Here is a 23120-nt window from a genome sequence, read left to right as displayed (position 1 = left end):
TCCACAGCATCACGTTGACACTTGGGCGCCCCCGCGCCAGTTTCTTGCAAACTGGTTTGCCGGAGGGATCCATGAAGAAAGTCTATAGCTCTGCGGGCGAGGCCCTTGATGGGCTCTTGTTCGATGACATGCTCATCGCTGCTGGTGGATTTGGCCTGTGCGGTATCCCCGAACTGCTGCTGTCCGCGATCCGCGATGCCGGGACAAAGGACCTGACGTTTGCGTCCAACAACGCGGGTGTCGATGATTTCGGCATCGGCATCTTGTTGCAGACCAAACAGGTGCGCAAAATGATGTCGTCCTATGTCGGTGAGAACGCCGAATTCATGCGCCAATACCTCGAGGGGGAGCTGGAGGTCGAATTCAATCCGCAAGGCACGCTGGCCGAACGGATGCGCGCCGGTGGTGCGGGCATCCCCGGTTTCTATACGAAAACCGGTGTGGGCACCCAGATTGCCGAAGGCAAGGACCACAAGGAATTCGACGGAGAAACCTATATCATGGAACGCGGCATCGTCGCCGATCTGGCCATCGTCAAGGCCTGGAAGGCCGATGACACGGGTAACCTGATTTTCCGCAAGACGGCACGCAATTTCAACGTCCCCGCCGCGATGTGCGGCAAGGTCTGTGTCGCAGAGGTCGAGGAAATCGTACCGCGCGGGTCGCTGGACCCTGACCATATCCACCTGCCCGGCGTCTATGTGCACCGCATTGTGCAAGGCACGCACGAAAAGCGTATCGAACAGCGCACCACGCGCAAGAAGGAGTCCGCATAATGCCCTGGGATCGCAATCAGATGGCCGCGCGTGCGGCAGAGGAACTGGAAGACGGGATGTATGTGAACCTTGGCATCGGGATCCCGACGCTGGTGGCGAACTATACCGGCGACAAGGATATCACCCTGCAATCCGAAAACGGCATGCTGGGGATGGGTGCGTTTCCGTTCGAGGGTGAAGAGGACGCAGACGTCATCAACGCAGGCAAGCAGACGATCACCGAACTGGACCGCACGTCCTATTTCGACAGCGCCACCAGTTTCGGCATGATCCGGGGCGGCAAGATCGCCTGCGCGATCCTGGGTGCCATGGAGGTGGCCGAAAACGGCGATCTGGCGAACTGGATGATCCCGGGCAAGCTGGTCAAGGGCATGGGCGGCGCGATGGACCTGGTTGCCGGTGTCAAACGCGTCGTCGTCGTCATGGATCACCAGAACAAGAAGGGTGAGTCCAAGCTGCTCAAATCCTGCACCCTGCCCCTGACGGGTGCGGGTGTCGTGGACCGTGTGATCACCAACCTGGGCGTGTTCGACGTGGTCGAGGGTGGCCTGAAGATCATCGAATGCGCCGATGGCGTGACCGAAGAAGAGTTGCGCGCCGCGACCGAGGCCACGATCATCAACTGATCACCCGGAGGTGTTCACCGCGAACACGCAACCGTCGCTGACCAGCTCTGGCGGGGTCAGGCACAGGTTGCGGGCGACGTTGAACGCGGCCAGCACCTTTGGCACGTAGCCACGGGTTTCAGGAAAGGGCGGGACGCCATTGGCGTCCCGGACCGACCCCTCGCCGGCGTTGTAGCCTGCGAGGACCAGAATGGGGTCGCTGTCGAAATGACCCATCAACCAATCCAGATAGGCCACACCGCCGCGGATATTGTCCGCCGGTGACAGGCTGTTTGATACGTTGAACCGGGCAGCCGTGTCCGGCATGAGCTGCATCAGACCTTGGGCCCCTGCCCGGCTGACGGCATCCGCACGGCCACCACTCTCGACCGAGATAAGGGCCAGCACGAGGGCGGGCGATACCTTTGTGCCGACCGTGGCGCGGATGATGTCGATCCCGTGCACGCGGGCAATATCATTGAGCGTTTCCAGCCGCGGTTCGGGCACTGCCGCGCCTTGGGGTGGATCGGCCATCACCCGCAGGGCCTCTTGCAGGCGACCGGGTCCGGTATCCGCACGGTCCGGCGACACCGTTGACCAGAACCAGTCCAGCCCGGACGGCCGCGGCAGCGCGACCCCGGCCACGATATCCTCTGGCTGGGCCTGCGATTTGGGGAATGTGGTCGCAGAGGGCGCGCTGGGATCGATCTGGATGGTCAGACGCCGGGCACCTGCCTCGGGCAGGCCCACACGTTTGAAGGTAAAGTCCGGTTGCAGCCGATCCTGCGCGCACACGGGTGCCGACAGAACTGCCGCAAAGGTCGCCGCCCCGCAAAGTCGCGTCACGTTCATCATAACATTGTCCTGCCCGACGATGCGATTGGCGCATCTGTTTTGTCGAACTGAACCATTTTTTGCGGCCGATTGATACCGGTGGCGAAACAGTCCGCCACGAGCGCGGCAAATTGGTCGCAATATGTCACGCAAAGTCAGGGTTTATAAAGGTATTATACATTTTTATATTATTGAATTTCAATGGCTTAGCTTATTTTCGCGCAGTTTTTATTGGCGACCTGAAAAAGCACCAGACAAGTCCAAATGATGACGCATTCCGACGGCAATAAGTGTTCATCCAAGACGGGGAGCGGGCCAAGAAGAGGCCGGCGCGCTTAGATCCGGCAAGGGATGCAAACCAGCTAAACCCCTGAGGAGGGACTACAAAATGATGAACTTTATCAAAGCTTTCTACAACGACGAAGACGGTGCAGTGACGGTTGACTGGGTCGTTCTGACCGCAGGTATCGTTGTTCTGGGTGTGGCAGTCGGCGCAAAGGTCGCTGGCGGTGCAAACGCAATGGCCGACAACATCGCAACCGAGCTGTCCACCACCACCGTTCCCGACATCACGTTCGGCGCTGGCGGCGAAGAAGGCTAAGCAACGCCTGAACGGGTCATTCCACGACCTGGTTCTATGGGGCCGCGCCATTCCGGCGCGGCCCTTTGTCTACCTGGCGGCCTGCGTTTCACCACAATCCCGTCGGTTTGAAACAACAATACCCCCGCGAGGACATGCTCATGCCACTTTGTCGCATCATGCAGGTCCAATATAAGCGAGAGTAGGCAACATGAATTTTCTGAATGACGAAAACGGTGCGGTGACAGTCGACTGGGTCGTATTGGCCGCCGCAATGGTATTGCTGCCGATCGCTGCCGCAATGGCAGTGGCAGGCGGCGCGGGTGACCTGACCACGGAAATCGCAAGTTCCCTGGAAGTTACCGAATAACGGCGAGAACGATCAGACTTTAGTCGATCACCAAAAAACGAGAGGCAAGGCAATGCGCGTAGTTTTCGGATTGGTTCTGATCCTGGGCATGGGACTGGCAGGCTTTGCCGTATTCATGGTCCGCGGATACATGAGCGACCAGCAGGTCGCACTTCAAGAAGAGCGAGCGCGTGCCGCACAGGTCATCGAGACCGTCAACGTGCTGGCCGCGAACAAATCACTTTCGTTCGGTGATCCCCTGACCGCGGACGACGTGGTCTATGTGAAATATGCGACCGAATTCCTGCCAGAAGGCACATTCACCGAAATCACCGACCTGTTCCCCGAAGGTCCAGAGGTCGTGCGCAGCCTGATCCGCCCGATCGAGGCCAACGAGGTCATCTTGATGACCGACACCACCGCGCCCGGTCAGATTGCCAGCATCACCCAAGAATTGAACCCGCTGATGCGTGCCTTCACGATCCGTGTTGACGCATCCACCGCGGTGTCCGGTTTCCTGCGCCCCAACGACCGCGTTGATGTCTATTGGACGGGTCGTGTGGCAGGCCGCAACAGCGCCGAAGAAACCCACCTGATCGGCAGTTCGATCCGCCTAATCGCCGTGGACCAGAGCACCGACAGAAACCGGTCCCGGACATCAATCCCGAGCACGGTGACGGTCGAGGTGATCCCCGCCGACGTGGCCCGCCTGGCGCAGGCACAATCCGAAGGCCGGTTGAGCCTGGCATTGGTGGGCAAGGGCAACGAGGAATCCGCCGTCCCGATTGGTGATCAGGCCATTTTCCTGCCTGAACCCCCAGAGGAAGAGGTCCAGGTTGTCGAGGCACCTGTCGCAGCCCCGGCCCCGGTTGCGCCCCCGGAACGGTGTTTCACGACCGTCCGTCGCGGCACCGAAGCCGTCCAGACCGAAATCGCCTGCTCGAACTGATCCTTGTCGTCTGGCCGTCCCTCGCGGGGCGGCCAGATGCCTTTTTATGCAGGACAGTTTGTCCCGCTGTTGCCCACAGCCCACATCAGGTTCGCAAGGCAAGTCATTGATTCTTGCAATATTAGCGACCGTCCGTCATAGATGGTCGTAATGACGGAAAATAATTTCCGCTGGTCGTGATCCGAGAGGCAGGTCACAATGAGCTACAAAACGACGATCAAGGCCGTTTTTGCGTGCCTTTCCCTATCTTTGGTACACGTTCCGGACGTGGCTGATGCGCAAAACCTGCGTGTTTTGCGTGGTGCGCCATCCAGCGCGCTGGCCGTCCCCATGAACCGCGCCATCGTGGTCGAAAGCGACGAGCCCTTTACCGAACTTTCTATTGCGAACCCCGGCATCGCCGACATCCTGTCGCTGTCGGACCGCACGATCTATCTGCTGGGCAAAGAGCCTGGCCGCACGACGATGACGATCCTGGGCGTCGATGGACGCCTGATCAGCAACGTCGAGGTGCAGGTCACCCCTGATATTGCAGAATTCAAGGAACGGCTGGAACAGATCCTGCCGGGCGAACCCATCGAAGTGCGCACCGCCAACAACGGCATCGTGCTGTCAGGCACAGTCAGCTCGATCGCGCGTCTGGATCGCGCGCTGGAACTGGCCGAGCGTTATGCGCCAGAGCGGGTGTCCAACCTGATGAGCGTCGGCGGCACCCAGCAAGTCATGTTGAAGGTCCGCTTTGCCGAGATGCAGCGGTCGGTTTCCAAGTCGTTGTCGTCCTCTATCGCAGCACAGGGCACATCGCTGGGCGGTGATCTGGGCCTTTCGGGTGGCACGGGTTCACTGGTCGGCAATGCAGCGGTCCAGAACACGTTCACCGGGTCCACGCCCTCCAGCAATGCCAACAACGGTGCGTTTTTGTTCGGGTTCAACGCCGGTGGTGTCGAAGTCGGCATCCTGCTCGAAGCACTCGAGAGCCGCGGCGTCGTGCGCACCCTGGCCGAACCGAACCTGACCGCATTGTCCGGCCAAGAGGCAAAATTCCTCGCCGGTGGCGAATACCCTGTCCCCGTGGCACAGGAAGGCGGCCAGATCGCCGTCGAATTCAAACCCTTTGGCGTTGAACTGAACTTTACCCCGCGGGTCGTTGATGGCGACATCATCAATCTGGAACTGATCGCGGCCGTGTCCTCGATCGATCCGTCAAACGGTTTCACGAACAACGGTTTCACCGTCGATGCGTTCCGCCGCCGCGAAACATCCACCACGGTTGAAATGCGCGACGGCGAAAGCTTTGCCATCGCGGGTCTGCTGTCGGATGATTTCACCGATCTGAACGGTCAGGTGCCGTGGCTGGGTGACATTCCGGTACTGGGTGCCCTGTTCCGGTCGGCCGAATATTCCCGCCAGCAGACAGAGCTGGTCATCATCGTCACACCGCATCTGGTGACACCGACCCGCGGCGAGGCGCTGGCGTTGCCCACGGATCGCATTCAGCCGCCGTCGGAAAAGGAATTGTTCCTGTTCGGCCGTGTTTCTGCCGCAAATGCTCCGCGCAGCGGCGGTGCAGGCGAGGTCGCTCGTCAGGACTTTTCCGGGTCCTACGGATACGTGATGGATTGATGGGAGCCGTGGCCATGAAAACGACGTTGATCCTGGGCCTGACGGTGTTGACCGTCGCAGGGTGTTCCAACCGCCCTGCCGGCATGTTCCCCGATGAAAGTGCAGCGGTCCAGCCGGCTGACGCGTCATTCGGTGCCGCAACGGCGGCCAATATTCAGGCCATGACGAACCCGCAGCAGGCAACTGATGCACTGGCCGTTCGATTCGCGACCGAAGTCGAAAGCACCGTCACCTTTCCGTTCAATTCCAGTGTGTTGACACCGCAGGCGCAGGCCGTGTTGCAACAGCAGGCCAACTGGATCCGGCAATTCCCCGAAATCCGGTTCCGGGTGTATGGCCATACCGATCTGGTCGGATCCGCCGCCTATAATGAACGCCTTGGCCGCGAGCGCGCCAATGCCGTGGTGGCCTATCTGGCGACCCAGGGGATCAGCCGTAACCGGCTGGAGGCGCTGGTGTCATTCGGTGAAACACGCCCCGTCGTTGCCACCCAGCAGCCCGAGATGCGCAACCGGCGCACCGTGACCGAGGTGTCCGGCTTTGTTGCCGGGTCACCGATGCTGCTGAACGGCAGATACGCGCAGGTCGTGTTCCGTGAATATGTGCTGAGCGCGGTGCCAACGACCGAAATTTCAGCCACCGAAGGTGGTGCCGGGGGGCAATAACCCCCCCCCTGCCGGGCGGAACAGTGTTCCGCCCTGTCTGCCATCGTCGCCAAATACCGCACAATGACGATGAATTTGACCCAATCTTGCCCAGATTGCCCGTCATATCCTGATCATTAGGATCGTTCCCCCCTTTGGGTGGGGACATGCGATCCGGGTCGGATGTGCGGGATTAACACCGCCCCATGCCTGCCCGGACCGCGTCGCAGTAATGAGGACGTCAGGCAATGAATAACGCAGCAGCAGCGGCACTGATCGACAGCACCGAATTGATCGCATGCACCGTCAGCCGGGATGTGCAGGTCTTTGACCTGCTGATCGAGGACATGGAAACTGCGCTGGGCGAACGCTGGGGTGACTTGCGGTTTGACGAGGCGCTGGCTTTTCTGAGCCAACCGGAAGCGGCGGAATTGCAATTCCTCGCCGTTGCGATGGACGCCGAGGACGAAGACGATCTGGACCAGATTTCCGAAGTCGTGCGCGCCGCCCGCGATCAGGGAATCAAGGTGATCCTGATTACCGAGGATGTGTCCCCGACCACCTTGCACCGGCTGTTGCGCGACGGTGGCGATGAATTCGTCCCCTACCCGCTGCCCGAAAACGAATTGTCACAGGCCATTGACCGGGTTCTGGCCCCGCCAGCCGAAACGCCTGCCGCACCGCCCGCGCTGGTGGACGAGCCCAAGGCCCTGAAACCGACCGGCACCCACGAGGCGGTGTTGATCGCCGTGCACGGCATGGCGGGCGGGACGGGTGCGACCACGTTCGGCCTGAACCTGGCGTGGGAACTGGCTAACGTGAACAAAAAGGGCGAACAGCCGCGGGTCTGTGTGCTTGACCTGGATCTGCAATACGGCAGCATGTCCACCTATCTGGACCTGCCCCGCCGCGAGGCCGTGCTGGAACTGCTGTCGGCCACCGACATGATGGACAGCACCGCCTTCATGCAGGCGCTGGTGTCCTTTGACGAAAAACTGCACGTGCTGACAGCGCCCAGCGACATGGTGCCCCTGGAACTGATCGACACGGACGACGTGGGCCGCCTGCTGGAAATGGCCCGGACGAATTTCGACTACGTCATCATCGACATGCCGACGGCGATGGTGGAATGGTCGCAGACCGTGCTGGAGGCATCGCATGTCTATTTCGCGATGCTGGAACTGGACATGCGGTCGGCGCAAAACACGCTGCGCCTGAAACGGACGCTGCAATCCGAGGATCTGCCATTCGACAAGCTGCGGTTCGTCATGAACCGCGCGCCCGGATTCACCGATCTGTCAGGCAAGGCACGGGTCAAGCGCATGGCCGATTCACTGGGCATCCCCATCGAGGTCATGATGCCCGACGGCGGCCGCCAGGTCGCACAAAGCTGCGATCACGGCACACCGCTGGCCGTCGCGGCCCCCAAGAACGCCCTGCGCAAGGAACTCGCGAAACTCGCGGCATCTGTCCATGCGGTCAATAAATCCGAAGCAGCCGACGCTGCCTGAAAGGTGAACTGATGTTTTCCAAATACAAGAAACCGGGCGACGCGGGTGCACGGGCGGAAAAACCGGCCCTTGGCAAAGCGCCCCCCAGGCCCGCACCCGCGCCCGTCCCCGCAGCAACACCACCCGCTGTCGAAAAGGTCAGCCTGATGAAACCGCGCGCGGCACGGCCCGCAGAGGTGCCCGCCGCCGACCGCGAGAAAAAGCGCAAGGAGCGTCTGGGCGAGATCAAGCTGGAACTGCACAAGGCACTGCTGGACAACCTGAACTTGGCCGCGCTGGAAAATGCCTCTGAGACCGATCTGCGCAACGAGATCAACGCAATCGCGACTGAATCGCTCGAGGAAATGGGAATCGTCCTGACTCGCGATGAACGGGTGACCCTGTCGCAGGACCTGTTTTTCGAGGTGACGGGTCTGGGGCCGCTGGAAACCCTGCTCAAGGATGACACCGTCAACGATATTCTGGTCAACGGTCCGCAACAGATTTTCGTCGAACGCGCGGGCAAGCTGGAACTGACCGACATCACGTTCAAGGACGAAAAGCACCTGCTGCGGATCATCGACAAGATCGTGTCCGCCGTGGGCCGGCGTGTTGACGAATCCAACCCCTATGTCGACGCGCGTCTGGCCGATGGGTCGCGTTTCAACGCGATGGTGCCGCCCGTGGCCGTGGACGGCAGTCTGGTATCCATTCGTAAATTCAAAAAGGACAAGCTGGGGATCGACGATCTGGTCGCCTTTGGCGCGTTTTCCGAGGAAATGGCCGCCTATCTGCAGGCCGCCGTCGCAACCCGTCTGAACGTCATCGTGTCGGGCGGTACGGGTTCGGGCAAGACCACGACGCTGAACGCGCTGTCGTCCTTTATCGACAACAGTGAACGTATCCTGACGATCGAGGATACTGCCGAACTCCAGCTGCAACAGACCCATGTGGGCCGGATGGAAAGCCGCCCGCCCAACGTCGAGGGCAAGGGTGGTGTCAGCCAGCGGGACTGTCTGAAAAACGCGCTGCGGATGCGCCCTGACCGGATCATCGTGGGTGAAACCCGCGGCGAGGAAGTTATCGACATGTTGCAGGCCATGAACACCGGCCACGACGGATCCATGACCACGATCCACGCCAACAGCGCCCGCGACGGTGTCAGCCGTCTGGAAAATATGATCGCGATGGCAGGCATCGAGATGCCGATCAAGGCGATGCGCAGCCAGATTTCATCGGCTGTGAACCTGATCGTGCAGGCCTCCCGCCTGCAGGACGGTTCGCGTCGCATGACATCCATCACCGAGATCACCGGGATGGAGGGCGACGTCATCTCGATGCAGGAAATTTTCAAGTATCAGCGCGTCGGCCTGACACCGGAAAACAAGATCATCGGTCATTTCACGGCGACCGGCGTGCGCAGTCACTTTTCCGATCGTTTCAAGCTGTGGGGCTACGACCTGCCGCCGCAGATCTTTGAACCCATGGCCGCGGAGTAATCATCATGATTTCAATGGAACCCGTCATCTACGCCGTGATCTTTGCCGCCGTTCTGGCGACGGTTCAGGGCGTGTATCTGGTCATTTTCGGCAAATCCATTTCGATGGACGGCAAGGTCAACCGCCGTCTGGACATGCTGGAAAAAGGTGGCAACCGCGAAAAGGTGCTGGAACAACTCCGCAAGGAGATGACCCAGCACATGCGATCACAGCGCATCCCGCTGTATTCGATCCTCGCGACCAAGGCGCAAAAGGCCAATATCGCATTCACACCCTCGCAGATCATCATGCTGATGGCTGGCGTCAGCGTCATGGCCTTCATCGGTCTGTCGGTGGCCACCAGTGTCGAGGCCCCCACCCGCGCGGTCGTCGCGGTCGCGATGGGGATCGGCGCGGTCTATACCTGGATCAACGGCAAGGCGACCAAGCGCACGGCCATGCTGGAAGAACAGCTGCCCGAGGCCGTCGAACTGATGGTGCGGTCGCTGCGCGTCGGCCACCCCTTTGCGTCTGCCGTGGCGATCGTCGCACGCGAGGTGCCCGACCCGCTGGGCACCGAAATGGGAATCGTGTCGGACGAGGCCGCCTATGGCCGTGACATGGGCGAATGTCTGAAAACACTCGCCGAACGGCTGGACATGCAGGACATGCGGTTCCTGGCCGTGGCCGTGACCATTCAGGCCACGTCGGGCGGTAACCTGGCCGAGGTGCTGGACGGTCTGGGCAAGGTGATCCGCGCGCGGTTCCGCCTGTTTCGCCGGGTCAAGGCGATCACGGCAGAAGCCAAATGGTCCGGCAAACTGCTGTCGGGTTTCCCGATCCTGGCACTGGTGGGCATCAACCTGGTGCAGCCGGGCTATTACGACGAGGTCATGGATAAACCGATCTTTATCCCGGCCTGTCTGGTTGTTGCCGCATTTCTCATCGTGAACCTGTTCGTGATGAAAACCCTTGTGAACATCAAAGTCTGAGGTCTGACATGAGTTTTCTGGAATACGCGAATACCACGATCACCGATATGCTGGGCCCCTTTGGTCTGGTGATGCTGCTCGGGGCCATTGGTTTCACCATGGTCGTCGCAACGCTGCCGGTCCTGTTGAAAAAGCAAGAGGACCCGCTGGATCGCCTGAAGGCCGCGAACCAGCCACCCAAGCCCGACAAGTCAGACAACAAACGACAGCGTCTGCGCGAGGAAAAGAAAAAGGACCAGCTGGAAAAATACGCGACCTTCCTCGAGCCGCAGGACGAGGAAGCCTATTCCGCGATGAAGCTGAAGCTGCTTCAGGCGGGCTACAAGAGCCGCAACGCGGTGCGCAATTTTCACTTTGCAAAGTTCGCCCTGGGAATCATCGGCCTGATCCTGGGCTGTATCTATGCCTATCTCGACTCGCTTACCAACGAAGAGCTGACCGGTCAGGCGGTGGCGTTCATGATCGTGATCCCCGGTTTTGCCGGCTACATGTTCCCGATGTACTGGATCACCCGCCGTCAGGCGACGCGGCAGCAGAATATCGAGGACGGGTTTCCCGACAGCCTCGACCTGATGCTGGTCTGCGTCGAGGCCGGTCAGTCGCTGGATCAGTCGATCATGCGCGTCGCCCGCGAAATGAAATCGGGTTTCCCCGATCTGGCGGGCGAATACGAAATGGTGTCGCAGGAACTGAAGGCCGGCAAGGACAAGGAAGCCGTCATGCGCGACATGGCCGAACGCTGCGGCACGCCGGACATCACCAGTTTCGTGACCGTCCTGATCCAGAGCCAGCAATTCGGTACATCCATTGCTGACGCACTGCGCGTCTATGCCGGCGAAATGCGCGATAAACGCGTGATGCGGGCCGAGGAAAAGGCAAACAAGCTGCCGACCAAGATGACGCTGGCCACGATGATGTTGACGGTGCCGCCGCTACTGCTCATCTTGATCGGACCCTCGGTATACGCCATGGGTGATATTCTGGGATCCGCTGGCGGCTAAGGGGACGTGACATATGATCGGTTGGCGCGGTTTGGCACTGGCGGGTCTGTGTTTGCTGATGACCGGCTGCGGGTTTTTCGATGAACCCGAACAGCCGGTTTTCGCACCCGGTATCGCCGGTGAGGCGGAAACCGACGGTCTGGTGGTCGGACACCGCCTGATGGCCGCCGGGGAATACGAACTGGCCCTGCGCGCCTATACCCGCGCCGCCGCACGCGATGGTCTGAACGTCGATACACTGTCGGCGCTGGGGTCCGCCAACCTGCGGCTGGGCCGACTGGGCCAGGCCGAAGACCTGTTACGCCGCGCAGCAGAGGATGCCCCCGATTTTCCACCAGCCTGGAACAATCTGGGGGTGTTGCTGATGGAACAGGGTAAATTCGCCGAAGCCGCCGAGGTTTTCCGTCGCGCTTTTGCCACGGATAACGGGAATTCGGACGCTATTCGGCAGAACTTGGCCTTGGCGCTCGCCAAACGCGATGGCGCGATTTACGCTGACAGCCAACAGAACCAGTTCCAACTGGTCGTCAGGGACGATGGTGTGACCGTCGAACCGCTCTGAGGCAGTAGCAGCAAAGGACGCAAAAAATGCGCCACCCTATTCTGATCGCCCTGGCCGGGACCCTTGTCCTGTCGGCATGCGCCAAGAACGGCGATGCCGAGGTGCAACGCGCCCTCCAGGATCTGAACGTCGTCGACGAAACAAACCTGAATGACGTGATGCTGACCGTCGGTGATCCCGACGAGGCCGTCCGTTATTTTGCCGGGGCCAATGCCAACGATCCGGGCCGGGTCGACCTGATGCGGGGACTGGCGAAATCGCTGGTCCGGGCTGGTCGCGCCACCGAGGCGATCACCGCATGGAACAACGTGATTGCTCATCCCCAATCCAACAGCGACGACCGCGTGAACCTGGCAGATGCACAGATCCGCGCCAACCAGTGGGACGCCGCCGCCACCACGCTGAATGCGATCCCGCCGACCCACGAAACATTCGACCGCTACAAGCTGGAGGCCATGGTCGCCGACAGCAAGAAACAGTGGGAAAAGGCAGACTCGTTTTATCAGACCGCGGCCGGGCTGACGACCACACCCGCTGGCGTGATCAACAACTGGGGCTTTTCCAAGCTGACGCGCGGCGATTACGCGGGTGCCGAACGTCTGTTCAACGACGCGCTGCGTCAGGACAGCACGATGTTCACCGCGAAAAACAATCTGGTGCTGGCCCGCGGGGCGCAGCGCCGCTACGACCTGCCCGTCATTCCGATGACGCAGGTGGAACGCGCGCAACTGCTGTACACGATGGCCCTGACAGCGATCAAACAGAACGATCTGACCATCGGCAAGGGTCTGTTGACCGAGGCGATCGACACCCATCCCCAGCATTTTGAGGAAGCCGCCCGTTCGTTGCGCGCGCTTGAGGCGTGATCATGTTCGCGCTGCCTGCGTTCGCTGCATTGCTGTTTCTGATTCCCGCCATCCCGATTTCGATCTGGGTCGCCTTCAAGGACGTCTCGACCATGAAAATCCCGAACAAGGCCGTGCTGGCCCTGTTCGCGGCCTATGCCGTGCTGGGATTGGTGGCATTGCCGCTGGACGTTTATCTGTGGAACTATCTGCATCTGGTCGTGATGCTGGTGATCGGCATCTTGCTGAACATGACAGGCTGGCTGGGGGCGGGTGACGCGAAATTCATGGCCGCCGGTGCGCCGATGGTCGCGGCCGGCGATATCAGCGCGATGATGCTGATGCTGTCGGCCTGCATGATCATCGGGATCATCCTGCACCGTCTGCTGCGTCTGACCCCCTTGCGCGCCCGCTATCCCCATTGGGAAAGCTGGACATCAGGCAATCGTTTCCCGATGGGCCTGCCGCTGGCCATGGCGCTGACACTGTATCTGGGGCTGGCGGCCTTTGGCGGCTGATCTGCCCCAGCCTGACACGAATTTGTCCATCATTCGGCCATAAAACCCCGCCATGCATTGACCCATAGGCGGGGATGCGACCCTGCCAGCAGCCAGGGTCATCCAATGAACATGCAAGTTTCCGGCGTTGTCGCGCCCCCCCGCCCCAAAACGCTGAGCGAAATGAAGCTGGCGCTGCCGATGATGCGCGACATCCTGATCAAGTCGATGTTCCGCACCAACCTGACCGAGGCGGCCGCCATCGCCAAGGTCATCTGCCTGCCGATCAACGTCACACAGGAACTGATCGACATCGCCCGCAGCCAGCTCTTGCTCGAGGCGACAGGCACGCTGTCGGCGTCGTCGGGGTCTGAAATGGGCTACCAACTGACCGACGCAGGCCGGAACCGCGCGAATGAGGCGCTGGCGCAATCGGAATACTACGGTGCGATGCCGGTGCCGCTGTCGGTCTATCACGAACAGATCAAACGCCAGTCGATCCGCAATATCCAGGTCACCCGCGATCAGTTGACGGGCGCGATGGGCCACCTGATCCTGCCGCCCGCGCTGATCGGAAACCTGGGCCCTGCCGTCAGTTCCGGCCGGTCGATCCTGATGTATGGCCCGCCGGGCAACGGGAAATCGTCCATCTCGAACGGGATTCGCGACGCCATGGGGGACAAGATCTATGTCCCGCGTGCCGTGGAATATTCGGGCCAGATCATCTCGGTCTATGACCCGATCGTGCATTCGCAGGCCGAGGCCGATGAACAGGACCCCAATTCGCTGCGCCGCACGACGGGCATGTTCGACACGCGCTACGTGCGCTGCGAACGTCCCACGGTCATCACGGGCGGTGAATTGTCGCTGGACATGCTGGATCTGGTCTACAACCCCGTGGCGCGGACCTATCAGGCACCGTTGCAGATGAAATCCACGGGCGGCATTTTTATCGTCGACGACCTTGGCCGTCAGGCCGAACCGCCACAGGCGCTGGTCAACCGCTGGATCGTCCCGCTTGAGGAAAACAAGGATATTCTGGCGCTGCAATCGGGCGAAAAATTCGAGGTGCCGTTCGACACGCTGGTGATCTTTTCCACCAACTTTCACCCCAACGCGATTTTCGACCAGGCCGCGTTGCGCCGGATTTTCTACAAGATCAAGATCGACGGCCCCAGCCAGTCCGATTTCCTGAAAATCTTCTCGCTTGTCGCGCGCAAGAAAAAGATGCCGCTGGATGAGGGCACGCTGCTGCATCTGCTGAACAAGCTCTACCCGACGATCGACAACGTCTATGCGAACTATCAGCCCGTATTCCTGATCGACCAGATGATCGCGATCTGCGAATTCGAAGGAATCCCCTATCAGATGACGCCGGAGCTGATGGACCGCGCTTGGGCCAACATGTTCGTCAAGGACGAGGACATCGTCCGCTGACTTGACGACGGGCCGCCTGCGCTACACCTAGGGGGGATGAACCTCCCCCCTGTCTTTCATGATTGGTTTGCAGCGCGCGGCTGGTCCGTGCACCCGCACCAGCAGGATATGCTGGACCGCGCCGATGCCGCGTCGCTGCTGCTGATCGCGCCGACTGGCGGCGGCAAGACTCTGGCGGGGTTTCTGCCCACATTGGCGGAACTGGCGGACGGCGAACACGACGGGTTGCATACACTGTATGTCTCGCCGTTGAAGGCGCTGGCCGCGGATATCAAACGCAACCTGCGCACCCCGATTGATGAGATGGGCCTGCCGATCCGGGTCGAGGACCGCACGGGCGACACGACCGCCACCGCCAAGAAACGCCAGCGTGCCGACCCGCCGCACATCCTGCTGACCACACCGGAAAGCCTGGCCCTGCTGACATCCTACGAGGACGCGCCGCGCATGTTCGCGGGGCTGCAACGCATTGTCGTGGACGAAATTCATGCATTGGCGGAATCCAAACGGGGCGATCAGCTGATGCTGGCGCTGTCGCGCCTGCAGGCGATGTGCCCGAACCTGCGCCGCGTCGGCCTGTCCGCCACGGTCGAGGACCCTGCCGCCATCGCCCATGGTCTGGCCTGTCATCCCGATCCTTGCGAAATCCTCTATGCCGATCCCGGCCCCGACCCCGATATCGCGATGCTGGTGACCCAGGAACGTCCGCCTTGGTCCGGCGGCAACGCCCGCCATGCGATTCCGGCGGTGCTGGAACAGGTCAAACAACACAAGACGACACTGATTTTCCACAACACCCGCGCGCAGGCAGAGCTGTTTTTTCACAACCTCTGGCTGGCAAATGACACCGATTTGCCCATCGGCATCCACCACGGCAGTCTTGACCGTGCCCAGCGGGAAAAGGTCGAATCCGCGATGGTGCGCGGTGATTTGCGAGCGATTGTCTGCACGGGCAGTCTGGATCTGGGGATCGACTGGGGTGACGTCGATCTGGTGATCCAGATTGGTGCGCCGAAAAACGTCAAACGCCTGATCCAGCGCATCGGACGTGCCAACCACCGCTATAATGCTCCGTCAAAGGCGCTGCTGGTGCCCGCGAACCGGTTCGAGGTCGTGGAATGTGTGGCCGCCCTCGAGGCCGCACGCGCGCATGATCTGGACGGCGACCCCAAGGGGGCGGGTCCGCGCGACGTTCTGTGCCAGCACATTCTGATCCGCGCCTGTGCGGGGCCGTTCGATGCCGATGCCCTGTTTGCCGAAGTGCAAACGGTCGGCGCATTCGCCAGTCTGACACGGGCGGAATTCGATGATTGCCTCGATTTCTGCGCCACTGGTGGCTACGCCCTGCGCGCCTACGACCGCTGGAAACGGCTGCTTCTGCGCGACGGGTTGTGGTATCTGCGCGACCCGCGTGCGGCCCGCGATATCCGCATGAACATCGGCACCATTCAGGATGCCGACCGGCTCAAGGTGCGGCTGAAGGGTGGGTTCAAACCATTGGGCGAAGTCGAAGAAGCCTTTGCAGCACAGCTGACCAAGGGCGATACATTCCTGATCGGCGGCGAAATCGTCCGGTACGAGGGCCTGCGCGAAGTCAGTGTCGAGGTGACGCGTCGCGCCGACAAACCGCCCAAGATCGCCACCTTCATGGGCACCAAATTTGCGACATCCACGCAATTGTCGCAGCGCGTGCTGCGCATGTTCCAGCAGGAGGACTGGCCGCAACTGCCCGGCCATACGTCCGACTGGCTGCACATGCAGCGTCGGGTGTCCAAACTGCCCGAGGCCGATCGCATTCTGGTCGAATCCTTTCCACACAACGATCGCGCACATACCTGTTTCTACGGCTTTGCCGGGCGCAACGCGCAACAAACGCTGGGTCTGCTGCTGACCAAACGGATGGAAGAAGAAGGTCTCGATCCTCTGGGGTTTGTCGCGACCGACTACGCCACGCTGGTTTGGGGCCTGAACCCCGTGACCGATCCCGCGCCGCTGTTCGACCGCGATGCGATGCTGGACGGGTTCAACGACTGGCTGGGCGGCAATGCGGTGATGAAACGCACCTTTCGCGCCTCGGCCACCATTGCGGGGCTGATCCAGCGCAATCTGCCGCAGGCACGCAAATCAGGGCGGCAGGCCACGTTTTCGTCGGACATCCTGTATGACACGCTCGCAAAATACGACCCCGACCATCTGATGTTGCAGATCACCCGCGAAGAGGCGCTGCGCGGCCTCGTGGATTTTGGCCGGATCGAGGAAATGCTGACGCGTACCGCAGGCCGTGTCGATCACGTCACGCTGAACCGCCCGACCCCGCTGGCGGCACCCATGCTGCTGGAAATGGGCCGCATCCCGATCAAGGGCGCGGGGGCCGAACGTTTGATGGAAGACACCGCCGCACAGCTGATGAGGGACGCCGGGCTTGCCGATCTCTAGCGCTTGCATCGCCTGACAAAGCGCGGCAGGAACGGACCATGAACGCCTACGCCTTCAGCTTTTGCGACACAACGCTGCACGCGCTGCCATCGGGTGCGCTGTGGTGGCCGGATCAGCGTCTGTTGTGCGTGTCGGACCTGCACCTGTGCAAATCCGACCGGGTGGCGCGTCGGTCTGGCCAGATGCTCCCCCCCTATGAGACGCGCGAGACGCTTGCGCGTCTGACCGCTGACATCACCGCCTGTGATCCCGCGACGGTGGTTTGCCTGGGTGACAGTTTCGATGACCTGCTTGCGGCAGAGACCCTGTCAGCCGAGGATGCGGGCAGTCTGACGGCGATGCAGGCGGGCCGCCAGTGGATCTGGATCGAAGGCAATCATGACCCCGGCCCGGTGGAATTCGGTGGCACGCATCTGGCCGCCTATCACTGCGGTCCGTTGGTCTTTCGCCACATCGCCACGGCACAGCCGGGCGAGGTGTCCGGCCACTATCATCCGAAATACGCGATCCCCGGCGCGGGGTCCGCGCGCCCCTGTTTCCTGTTCGACCGCAACCGGCTGATCCTGCCGGCCTTTGGGGCCTACACGGGCGGTCTGCGTGCGACCGATCCCGTGTTGGCAGCGCTGTTTGATCGACCCTGCGCGGTGCTGACGGGCAGGCGTGCGATTGCCGTGCCCGTTATGCCGTCAACCCGTCCGGTTCCGCCAGGTCGTTTGCGCGGCAGCAGGCCGTAACCGTGTTGGCAAGCAGGCAGGCGATGGTCATGGGGCCTACACCACCGGGCACGGGCGTGATGGCACCTGCGACCTCTGCCACGGGCGCATAATCCACGTCACCGACCAGACCGTCGTCCGTGCGGTTGATGCCCACGTCGATGACGGTGGCCCCCGGTTTGATCCAATCCGCGCCCACCATCTTTGGCCGTCCGACGGCGGCCACGACGATATCAGCGCGGCGCACCACCTCGGCCAGATCGCGGGTCCGCGAATGGGCGACGGTCACGGTGCAGCTGTCGCCCAACAGCAGTTGGGCCATCGGCTTGCCCACGATGTTGGACCGGCCAATGACCACGGCATTCATCCCCGACAGATCACCGTGATGGTCCCGCAGCATCATGAGGCACCCCAGCGGCGTGCAGGGGATCATCGCCTTTTGCCCGGTGGCCAGCAGACCGACATTCGAGATGTGAAAGCCGTCGACATCCTTGGCAGGGTCGATCGCGGCCAGCACCTTGGCTTCTTCCATGTGTTTTGGCAGCGGCAACTGCACGAGGATACCGTGCACCTCTGGGTTGGCGTTCAGATCGGCGACCAGTCGCAACACGTCGTCCTGGGCTGCATCCGCATTCAGGCGGTATTCCAGCGACAGCATGCCGACCTCCTTGGTCATCTTGCCCTTCATCTTGACGTAGACCTGACTGGCAGGGTCTTCACCGACCAGCACCACCGCGAGGCCGGGGGTGATCCCATGTTCATCTTTCAGTCGCGCCACATGGGTGCCGACCTTTGCGCGCACCTTTGCGGCAAATGCCTTTCCATCAATCACGGTCGCCGTCATGTCATCACCTCTGCTTGGGACGGTGGGCGGGGCGCCTTGCCCCCTTTACGGGGGCAATAGCGCCGGACGGCGTCAGAACAAACCCTCGATTTCGCCTCTGGCGTTCAATCCGATGGATTCAGCCGCGGGAACGCGCGGCAGGCCGGGCATGGTCATGATATCGCCGCAGATCGCAACGATGAAACCAGCCCCGGCGGACAGGCGCACTTCGCGGATGGGGACAGTGTGTCCACGTGGTGCGCCGCGCAGGTCGGGGTCCGTGCTGAACGAATATTGTGTTTTTGCCATGCAGATCGGCAGGTGGCCGAACCCCTGCGCCTCCCATTGGGTCAGCTGCGCACGGATCCTGGCATCCGCTGCAATGCCATCGGCGCGGTAGATGCGGGTGGCGATTGTCTCGATCTTGTCCAGCAGCGGCATCTCGTCGGGATAGAGCATCTGGAAATGCGCCGTCCCCGCATCCGCGATAGCGGCGACGCGGGTGGCCAGATCGCGCGTTCCAGCTGACCCTTTGGCCCAGTGGCGACACAGGATCGCCTCTGATCCCTGGTCCGCGACATAGGCCGTGACCGCGTCGATTTCGGTCTGCGTGTCGCCGCTGAAATGGTTGATCGCCACCACGACCGGCACCCCGAAACCCTGCACATTGGCGATATGCTGGCCAAGGTTCGCGCAGCCCGCCTGCACGGCGGTGACATTTTCAAGACTCAGATCCCCCTTGGCGACACCGCCGTTCATTTTCATGGCGCGCACCGTGGCGACCAATACCACGACTGCGGGCGACAACCCGGCCTTGCGGCACTTGATGTTCAGAAACTTTTCCGCCCCCAGATCGGCCCCGAAACCGGCCTCAGTCACGACATAATCCGCAAGTTTGAGCGCGGTCGTGGTCGCTGTCACAGAGTTGCAGCCATGTGCGATATTGGCAAAAGGCCCACCGTGCACAAAGGCCGGGTTGTTTTCGAGGGTCTGCACCAGATTCGGCTGCATCGCGTCGCGCAGCAGCACCGTCATTGCACCATCCGCCTTGATCTGGCGGCAGGTGATGGGGGTGCGGTCGCGGGTATAGGCCACGATGATGTCGCCCAGACGTTGTTGCAGATCGTCCAGATTGCGCGCCAGGCACAGGATCGCCATGACCTCGGACGCGACGGTGATGTCGAACCCGGTTTCGCGCGGAAACCCGTTCGACACACCGCCCAGCGACACGTTGACCTGCCGCAGCGCCCGGTCGTTCATGTCCAGCACCCTGCGCCAGACGATACGGCGGATGTCGATATCCAGCGCATTGCCCCAGTAGATGTGGTTGTCGATCATTGCCGCCAACAGGTTGTGGGCACTGGTGATGGCGTGAAAATCCCCCGTGAAATGCAGGTTCATGTCCTCCATCGGGATAACCTGCGCATAGCCGCCACCTGCGGCACCACCCTTCATCCCGAAACAGGGGCCCAATGACGCCTCGCGGATGCAGATCGCGGCCTGTTTGCCGATGGCACACAGGCCGTCGCCCAGCCCCACGGTCGTCGTCGTCTTGCCCTCGCCTGCGGGGGTCGGGTTGATCGCGGTGACAAGGATCAGTTTGCCATCGGGTCTGTCCTGAACGCTGTCGATAAAGGCCTGGCCAACCTTTGCCTTGTCATGGCCATAGGGCAGCAGATCGTCCGGGCCGATCCCCAGTTTTGCGCCAATCTGCTGGATGGGCAATTTCCGTGCGGCGCGGGCGATGGCAATGTCGGACATATCGGTCATGGCGGGCCTTTTACTGAGCTGCATTCGCATCAGCCTAGGCGCGCCGCGTATCGAAATCGCCCATTTTCCGACCGATCGACCGGAAAAAGCGTCGGTTCAGGGTCGCCATGCCCGCTGGTTCGGGACATGGAGCGTGATCACATCGCCCAAGGCCAGACGGCCCGGGCGTTCGACCCATGCGGTCACGCCGCGCCGCCCTTTTGCGGCGGCCTTGAAACCCTTGCCGTGGCCAGGGCGCGCCTCTTCGATGGTTTTGGCCACCAGCGTACACGGGGCATTCTGCATATCGACGGTCAGTGTCGTCCCGTCTTGAGACTGAAGGCGGGCTGAAGGCGGGATATGGCTGAAATCGGCGATCCCCTCGATGACAAGCGATGCGCCCAGCCAGGCCGGATCGACCTGCTCCAGCCCCAAATCATCCGCAATCATCCCAAGTTCCTCGGCACTGACGATAGAGACCTGCCGTACGTTGCGGATTTCGGTGCCCTTGGGATACTGCGTCGTCACGCGCACGCAGCTGGGCCGGGTCAAACCGGCGTGTACCTCGCCGGCGGCACCTGAAAAATCCAGATCCATCGTCGTGACAGGCTGGCCTGCGATCTCGGCCCGATCACGGTGCGGCACCCGCCCCATCCAGACGATCCGCCCCGTATGTTCTGTTTTGACCAGTTGCGGCATCTTATTCCCCTGCCCCATAGAAAAAGGCCCCGCACGATCCGCGCGGGGCCTCTTGAATCTTGCGGATTATGCGGTGGGTTCTGGTTCCATACCGCTGTCACCGCTTGGCTTTTTCTTGATCTTGGGCACCGAGGGGATCGCATTGCCACCCGATGGGGGCGTGTCATCCAGATCTTCGCCACGGTTCAGCGTTTCACCTGCGATGACGCGCGTGATCTCGTTGCCGGTCAGGGTTTCGTATTCCAATAGACCCTGCGCCAGACGTTCCAGATCGTCACGCTTTTCGGTCAGGATACGCTTGGCCGTTTCATAACCGACCTGCACCAGCTCCTTGACCTTGTCGTCAATGATCTTTTGCGTGTCGGCAGAATGGTTGGTGCCACCGCCATAGTTGCCCAGATAGCTGGACTGTTCGTTGGCGTAATCCACGAAACCCAACTCTTCGGCGTAGCCAAACTGCGTGACCATGGCGCGTGCGATTTTCGACACCTGCTGGATGTCCGACGCGGCACCAGAGGTGACGTTTTCCTTGCCAAAGACCAGCTCTTCGGCAACGCGGCCACCCATCGCCATCGCGATTTTCGAGGTGTATTTTGTCCAGCTGACGCTCAGCTGGTCGCGTTCCGGCAGGGACAGCACCAGACCCAGCGCACGACCGCGCGGGATGATTGTTGCCTTGTGGATGGGATCATGCTGCGGCACGTTCAACCCGACGATGGCGTGGCCGGCCTCGTGGTAGGCGGTCAGCTTTTTCTCGTCCTCGGTCATGACCATGGACCGACGTTCCGACCCCATCATCACCTTGTCCTTGGCGGATTCGAAATCCGTCATGGTGACAAAACGGCGACCGACACGCGCAGCCATCAGCGCGCTTTCGTTCACGAGGTTTGCAAGGTCCGCACCAGAGAAACCGGGCGTGCCGCGCGCGATGATGCGCAGATCGACATCGGGGCCCAGCGGCACCTTGCGCGCATGCACGCCAAGGATTTTCTCGCGGCCTTTGATGTCCGGGTTCGGCACCTGCACCTGACGGTCGAAACGACCGGGGCGCAGCAGCGCGGGGTCCAGCACGTCGGGACGGTTGGTGGCGGCGATGATGATGATACCCTCGTTCGCCTCGAAACCGTCCATTTCGACCAGCAGCTGGTTCAGCGTCTGTTCGCGTTCGTCGTTCCCGCCGCCGTAACCTGCGCCACGGGACCGGCCCACGGCATCGATTTCGTCGATGAACACGATGCAGGGCGCGTTCTTTTTCGCCTGCTCGAACATGTCGCGGACACGGGATGCACCCACACCGACAAACATTTCGACGAAATCAGAACCCGAGATCGTGAAGAACGGCACCCCTGCCTCGCCTGCGATGGCACGCGCCAGCAACGTCTTACCGGTGCCCGGAGGGCCGACAAGCAGCGCACCCTTGGGGATTTTACCACCGAGCCGGCTGAATTTCTGTGGATTGCGCAGGAATTCGACGATCTCTTCCAGCTCGTCCTTGGCTTCGTCGATGCCGGCGACCTCGTCAAAGGTGACGCGGCCATGCTTTTCGGTCAGCAGCTTGGCCTTGGATTTGCCAAAGCCCATCGCCCCGCCTTTGCCGCCGCCCTGCATCCGGTTCATGAAATAGACCCAGACGCCGATCAGCAGCACGAAGGGCAGCAGACCGATCAGGAACGATTGCAGGCCGGATTGTTCCTGGCTTTGCGCGGTGACGGGAATGTCCTGCGCGATAAGCAGGTTGGTCACTTCGGCGTCGCCGGGACGGATCGTGACATAGTCGCGCCCGTCGGTTCCGCGATAGCGAACCTGTTCGCCATCCAGCGTGACACTGGCGACCGCGTCGTTTTCAACGGCGCTGACGAATTCGGAATAGCTCTTGGTGTTGCTGGCGCTGGTTGCCGGGTTGCTGAACAGGTTGAACAGCGTCAGGACCAGCAGGAACAGAACGACCCAAAATACGATATTACGTGCGTTGCCCAAAACGAGGCTCCTCCGACGGCGAATGGTGCGACGCGCGGGACGGCGTCGCGATGGACCTAAA

The 23120-nt window shown here is 61.3% G+C and carries 22 protein-coding genes; 17 read left to right on the top strand and 5 right to left on the bottom strand.

The genetic code is table 11. The features are described from left to right. Window positions 1-71 precede the first annotated feature (71 nt). Window positions 72-776 (top strand): CoA transferase subunit A, encoded by a 705-nt coding sequence (locus AN189_RS06670; RefSeq protein ID WP_056032927.1) that lies wholly within the window; start codon window positions 72-74, stop codon window positions 774-776. Then, window positions 776-1402: a 3-oxoacid CoA-transferase subunit B gene (locus AN189_RS06665; RefSeq protein ID WP_056032924.1), complete on the top strand. Its 627-nt coding sequence runs from the start codon at window positions 776-778 to the stop codon at window positions 1400-1402. Before AN189_RS06670 ends, AN189_RS06665 begins: the two co-directional genes overlap by 1 nt. Here AN189_RS06665 and AN189_RS06660 read toward each other — a convergent pair whose 3' ends face one another. Further along, window positions 1403-2233 (bottom strand): lytic transglycosylase domain-containing protein, encoded by an 831-nt coding sequence (locus tag AN189_RS06660; RefSeq protein ID WP_056033299.1) that lies wholly within the window; start codon window positions 2231-2233, stop codon window positions 1403-1405. Between the two features lie 370 nt (window positions 2234-2603). Between AN189_RS06660 and AN189_RS06655 the strand changes: the two genes are divergently transcribed. From AN189_RS06655 to pdeM, 15 genes are all read left to right on the top strand, one after another. After that, on the top strand, window positions 2604-2816 hold the full coding sequence (locus tag AN189_RS06655) for a Flp family type IVb pilin (RefSeq protein WP_056032922.1): 213 nt from the start codon (window positions 2604-2606) through the stop codon (window positions 2814-2816). Between the two features lie 190 nt (window positions 2817-3006). Continuing rightward, window positions 3007-3165, top strand: a complete 159-nt coding sequence (locus AN189_RS19345) for a hypothetical protein (RefSeq protein WP_172794870.1) — start codon at window positions 3007-3009, stop codon at window positions 3163-3165. Window positions 3166-3217: 52 nt separating this feature from the next. Beyond that, on the top strand, window positions 3218-4093 hold the full coding sequence (gene cpaB, locus AN189_RS06650; RefSeq protein WP_056032920.1) for a Flp pilus assembly protein CpaB: 876 nt from the start codon (window positions 3218-3220) through the stop codon (window positions 4091-4093). A gap of 198 nt (window positions 4094-4291) precedes the next feature. Next, entirely contained in the window at window positions 4292-5716 is a 1425-nt protein-coding gene (locus AN189_RS06645; protein ID WP_056032917.1) for a type II and III secretion system protein family protein, read from the top strand. 14 nt (window positions 5717-5730) lie between these two features. Next, a complete protein-coding gene (locus tag AN189_RS06640; RefSeq protein WP_056033297.1) occupies window positions 5731-6381 on the top strand; it encodes an OmpA family protein in 651 nt (216 codons plus the stop codon). A gap of 227 nt (window positions 6382-6608) precedes the next feature. Then, on the top strand, window positions 6609-7871 hold the full coding sequence (locus AN189_RS06635) for an AAA family ATPase (RefSeq protein WP_056032914.1): 1263 nt from the start codon (window positions 6609-6611) through the stop codon (window positions 7869-7871). 11 nt (window positions 7872-7882) lie between these two features. Next, the gene (locus AN189_RS06630; RefSeq protein ID WP_056032911.1) at window positions 7883-9349 is read left to right on the top strand and encodes a CpaF family protein; all 1467 of its coding nucleotides are present in this window, start codon (window positions 7883-7885) and stop codon (window positions 9347-9349) included. Window positions 9350-9351: 2 nt separating this feature from the next. Beyond that, the gene (locus AN189_RS06625; RefSeq protein ID WP_056032908.1) at window positions 9352-10320 is read left to right on the top strand and encodes a type II secretion system F family protein; all 969 of its coding nucleotides are present in this window, start codon (window positions 9352-9354) and stop codon (window positions 10318-10320) included. Window positions 10321-10328: 8 nt separating this feature from the next. Next, complete coding sequence (locus AN189_RS06620; protein WP_056032905.1) at window positions 10329-11321, top strand: type II secretion system F family protein; 993 nt, start codon at window positions 10329-10331, stop codon at window positions 11319-11321. A gap of 58 nt (window positions 11322-11379) precedes the next feature. Continuing rightward, the gene (locus AN189_RS06615) at window positions 11380-11883 is read left to right on the top strand and encodes a tetratricopeptide repeat protein (protein ID WP_056033291.1); all 504 of its coding nucleotides are present in this window, start codon (window positions 11380-11382) and stop codon (window positions 11881-11883) included. A 26-nt stretch (window positions 11884-11909) separates the two neighbouring features. Continuing rightward, window positions 11910-12749 carry a lipopolysaccharide assembly protein LapB gene (locus AN189_RS06610; protein ID WP_056032903.1) on the top strand — a complete coding sequence of 280 codons (840 nt, stop codon included), beginning with the start codon at window positions 11910-11912 and terminating at the stop codon, window positions 12747-12749. 2 nt (window positions 12750-12751) lie between these two features. Continuing rightward, window positions 12752-13246: a prepilin peptidase gene (locus tag AN189_RS06605; RefSeq protein ID WP_056033288.1), complete on the top strand. Its 495-nt coding sequence runs from the start codon at window positions 12752-12754 to the stop codon at window positions 13244-13246. Between the two features lie 105 nt (window positions 13247-13351). Then, window positions 13352-14662, top strand: a complete 1311-nt coding sequence (locus AN189_RS06600; RefSeq protein ID WP_056032900.1) for a hypothetical protein — start codon at window positions 13352-13354, stop codon at window positions 14660-14662. Between the two features lie 36 nt (window positions 14663-14698). Further along, window positions 14699-17098: a ligase-associated DNA damage response DEXH box helicase gene (locus AN189_RS06595; RefSeq protein ID WP_056032897.1), complete on the top strand. Its 2400-nt coding sequence runs from the start codon at window positions 14699-14701 to the stop codon at window positions 17096-17098. A gap of 38 nt (window positions 17099-17136) precedes the next feature. Further along, window positions 17137-17832, top strand: coding sequence for a ligase-associated DNA damage response endonuclease PdeM (pdeM, locus tag AN189_RS06590; RefSeq protein WP_056032894.1), 696 nt, complete (start codon window positions 17137-17139; stop codon window positions 17830-17832). On the opposite strand, the gene folD is transcribed toward pdeM, so the two are convergent. The 4 genes from folD to ftsH form a co-directional block, all read right to left on the bottom strand. Next, complete coding sequence (gene folD / locus AN189_RS06585; protein ID WP_056032891.1) at window positions 17777-18655, bottom strand: bifunctional methylenetetrahydrofolate dehydrogenase/methenyltetrahydrofolate cyclohydrolase FolD; 879 nt, start codon at window positions 18653-18655, stop codon at window positions 17777-17779. The two genes, pdeM and folD, sit on opposite strands and share 56 nt — an antisense overlap. A 72-nt stretch (window positions 18656-18727) precedes the next feature. Continuing rightward, the gene (locus AN189_RS06580) at window positions 18728-20404 is read right to left on the bottom strand and encodes a formate--tetrahydrofolate ligase (RefSeq protein WP_056032888.1); all 1677 of its coding nucleotides are present in this window, start codon (window positions 20402-20404) and stop codon (window positions 18728-18730) included. A 96-nt stretch (window positions 20405-20500) separates the two neighbouring features. Then, window positions 20501-21082 (bottom strand): MOSC domain-containing protein, encoded by a 582-nt coding sequence (locus AN189_RS06575; protein ID WP_056032886.1) that lies wholly within the window; start codon window positions 21080-21082, stop codon window positions 20501-20503. Window positions 21083-21148: 66 nt separating this feature from the next. Then, window positions 21149-23059: an ATP-dependent zinc metalloprotease FtsH gene (gene ftsH / locus AN189_RS06570; RefSeq protein ID WP_056032882.1), complete on the bottom strand. Its 1911-nt coding sequence runs from the start codon at window positions 23057-23059 to the stop codon at window positions 21149-21151. Between the last annotated feature and the right edge of the window lie 61 nt (window positions 23060-23120).

Source organism: Loktanella sp. 3ANDIMAR09, from assembly GCF_001420005.1.
Taxonomy (GTDB): domain Bacteria; phylum Pseudomonadota; class Alphaproteobacteria; order Rhodobacterales; family Rhodobacteraceae; genus Loktanella.
This window is presented reverse-complemented; position numbering and strand designations above follow the sequence as displayed.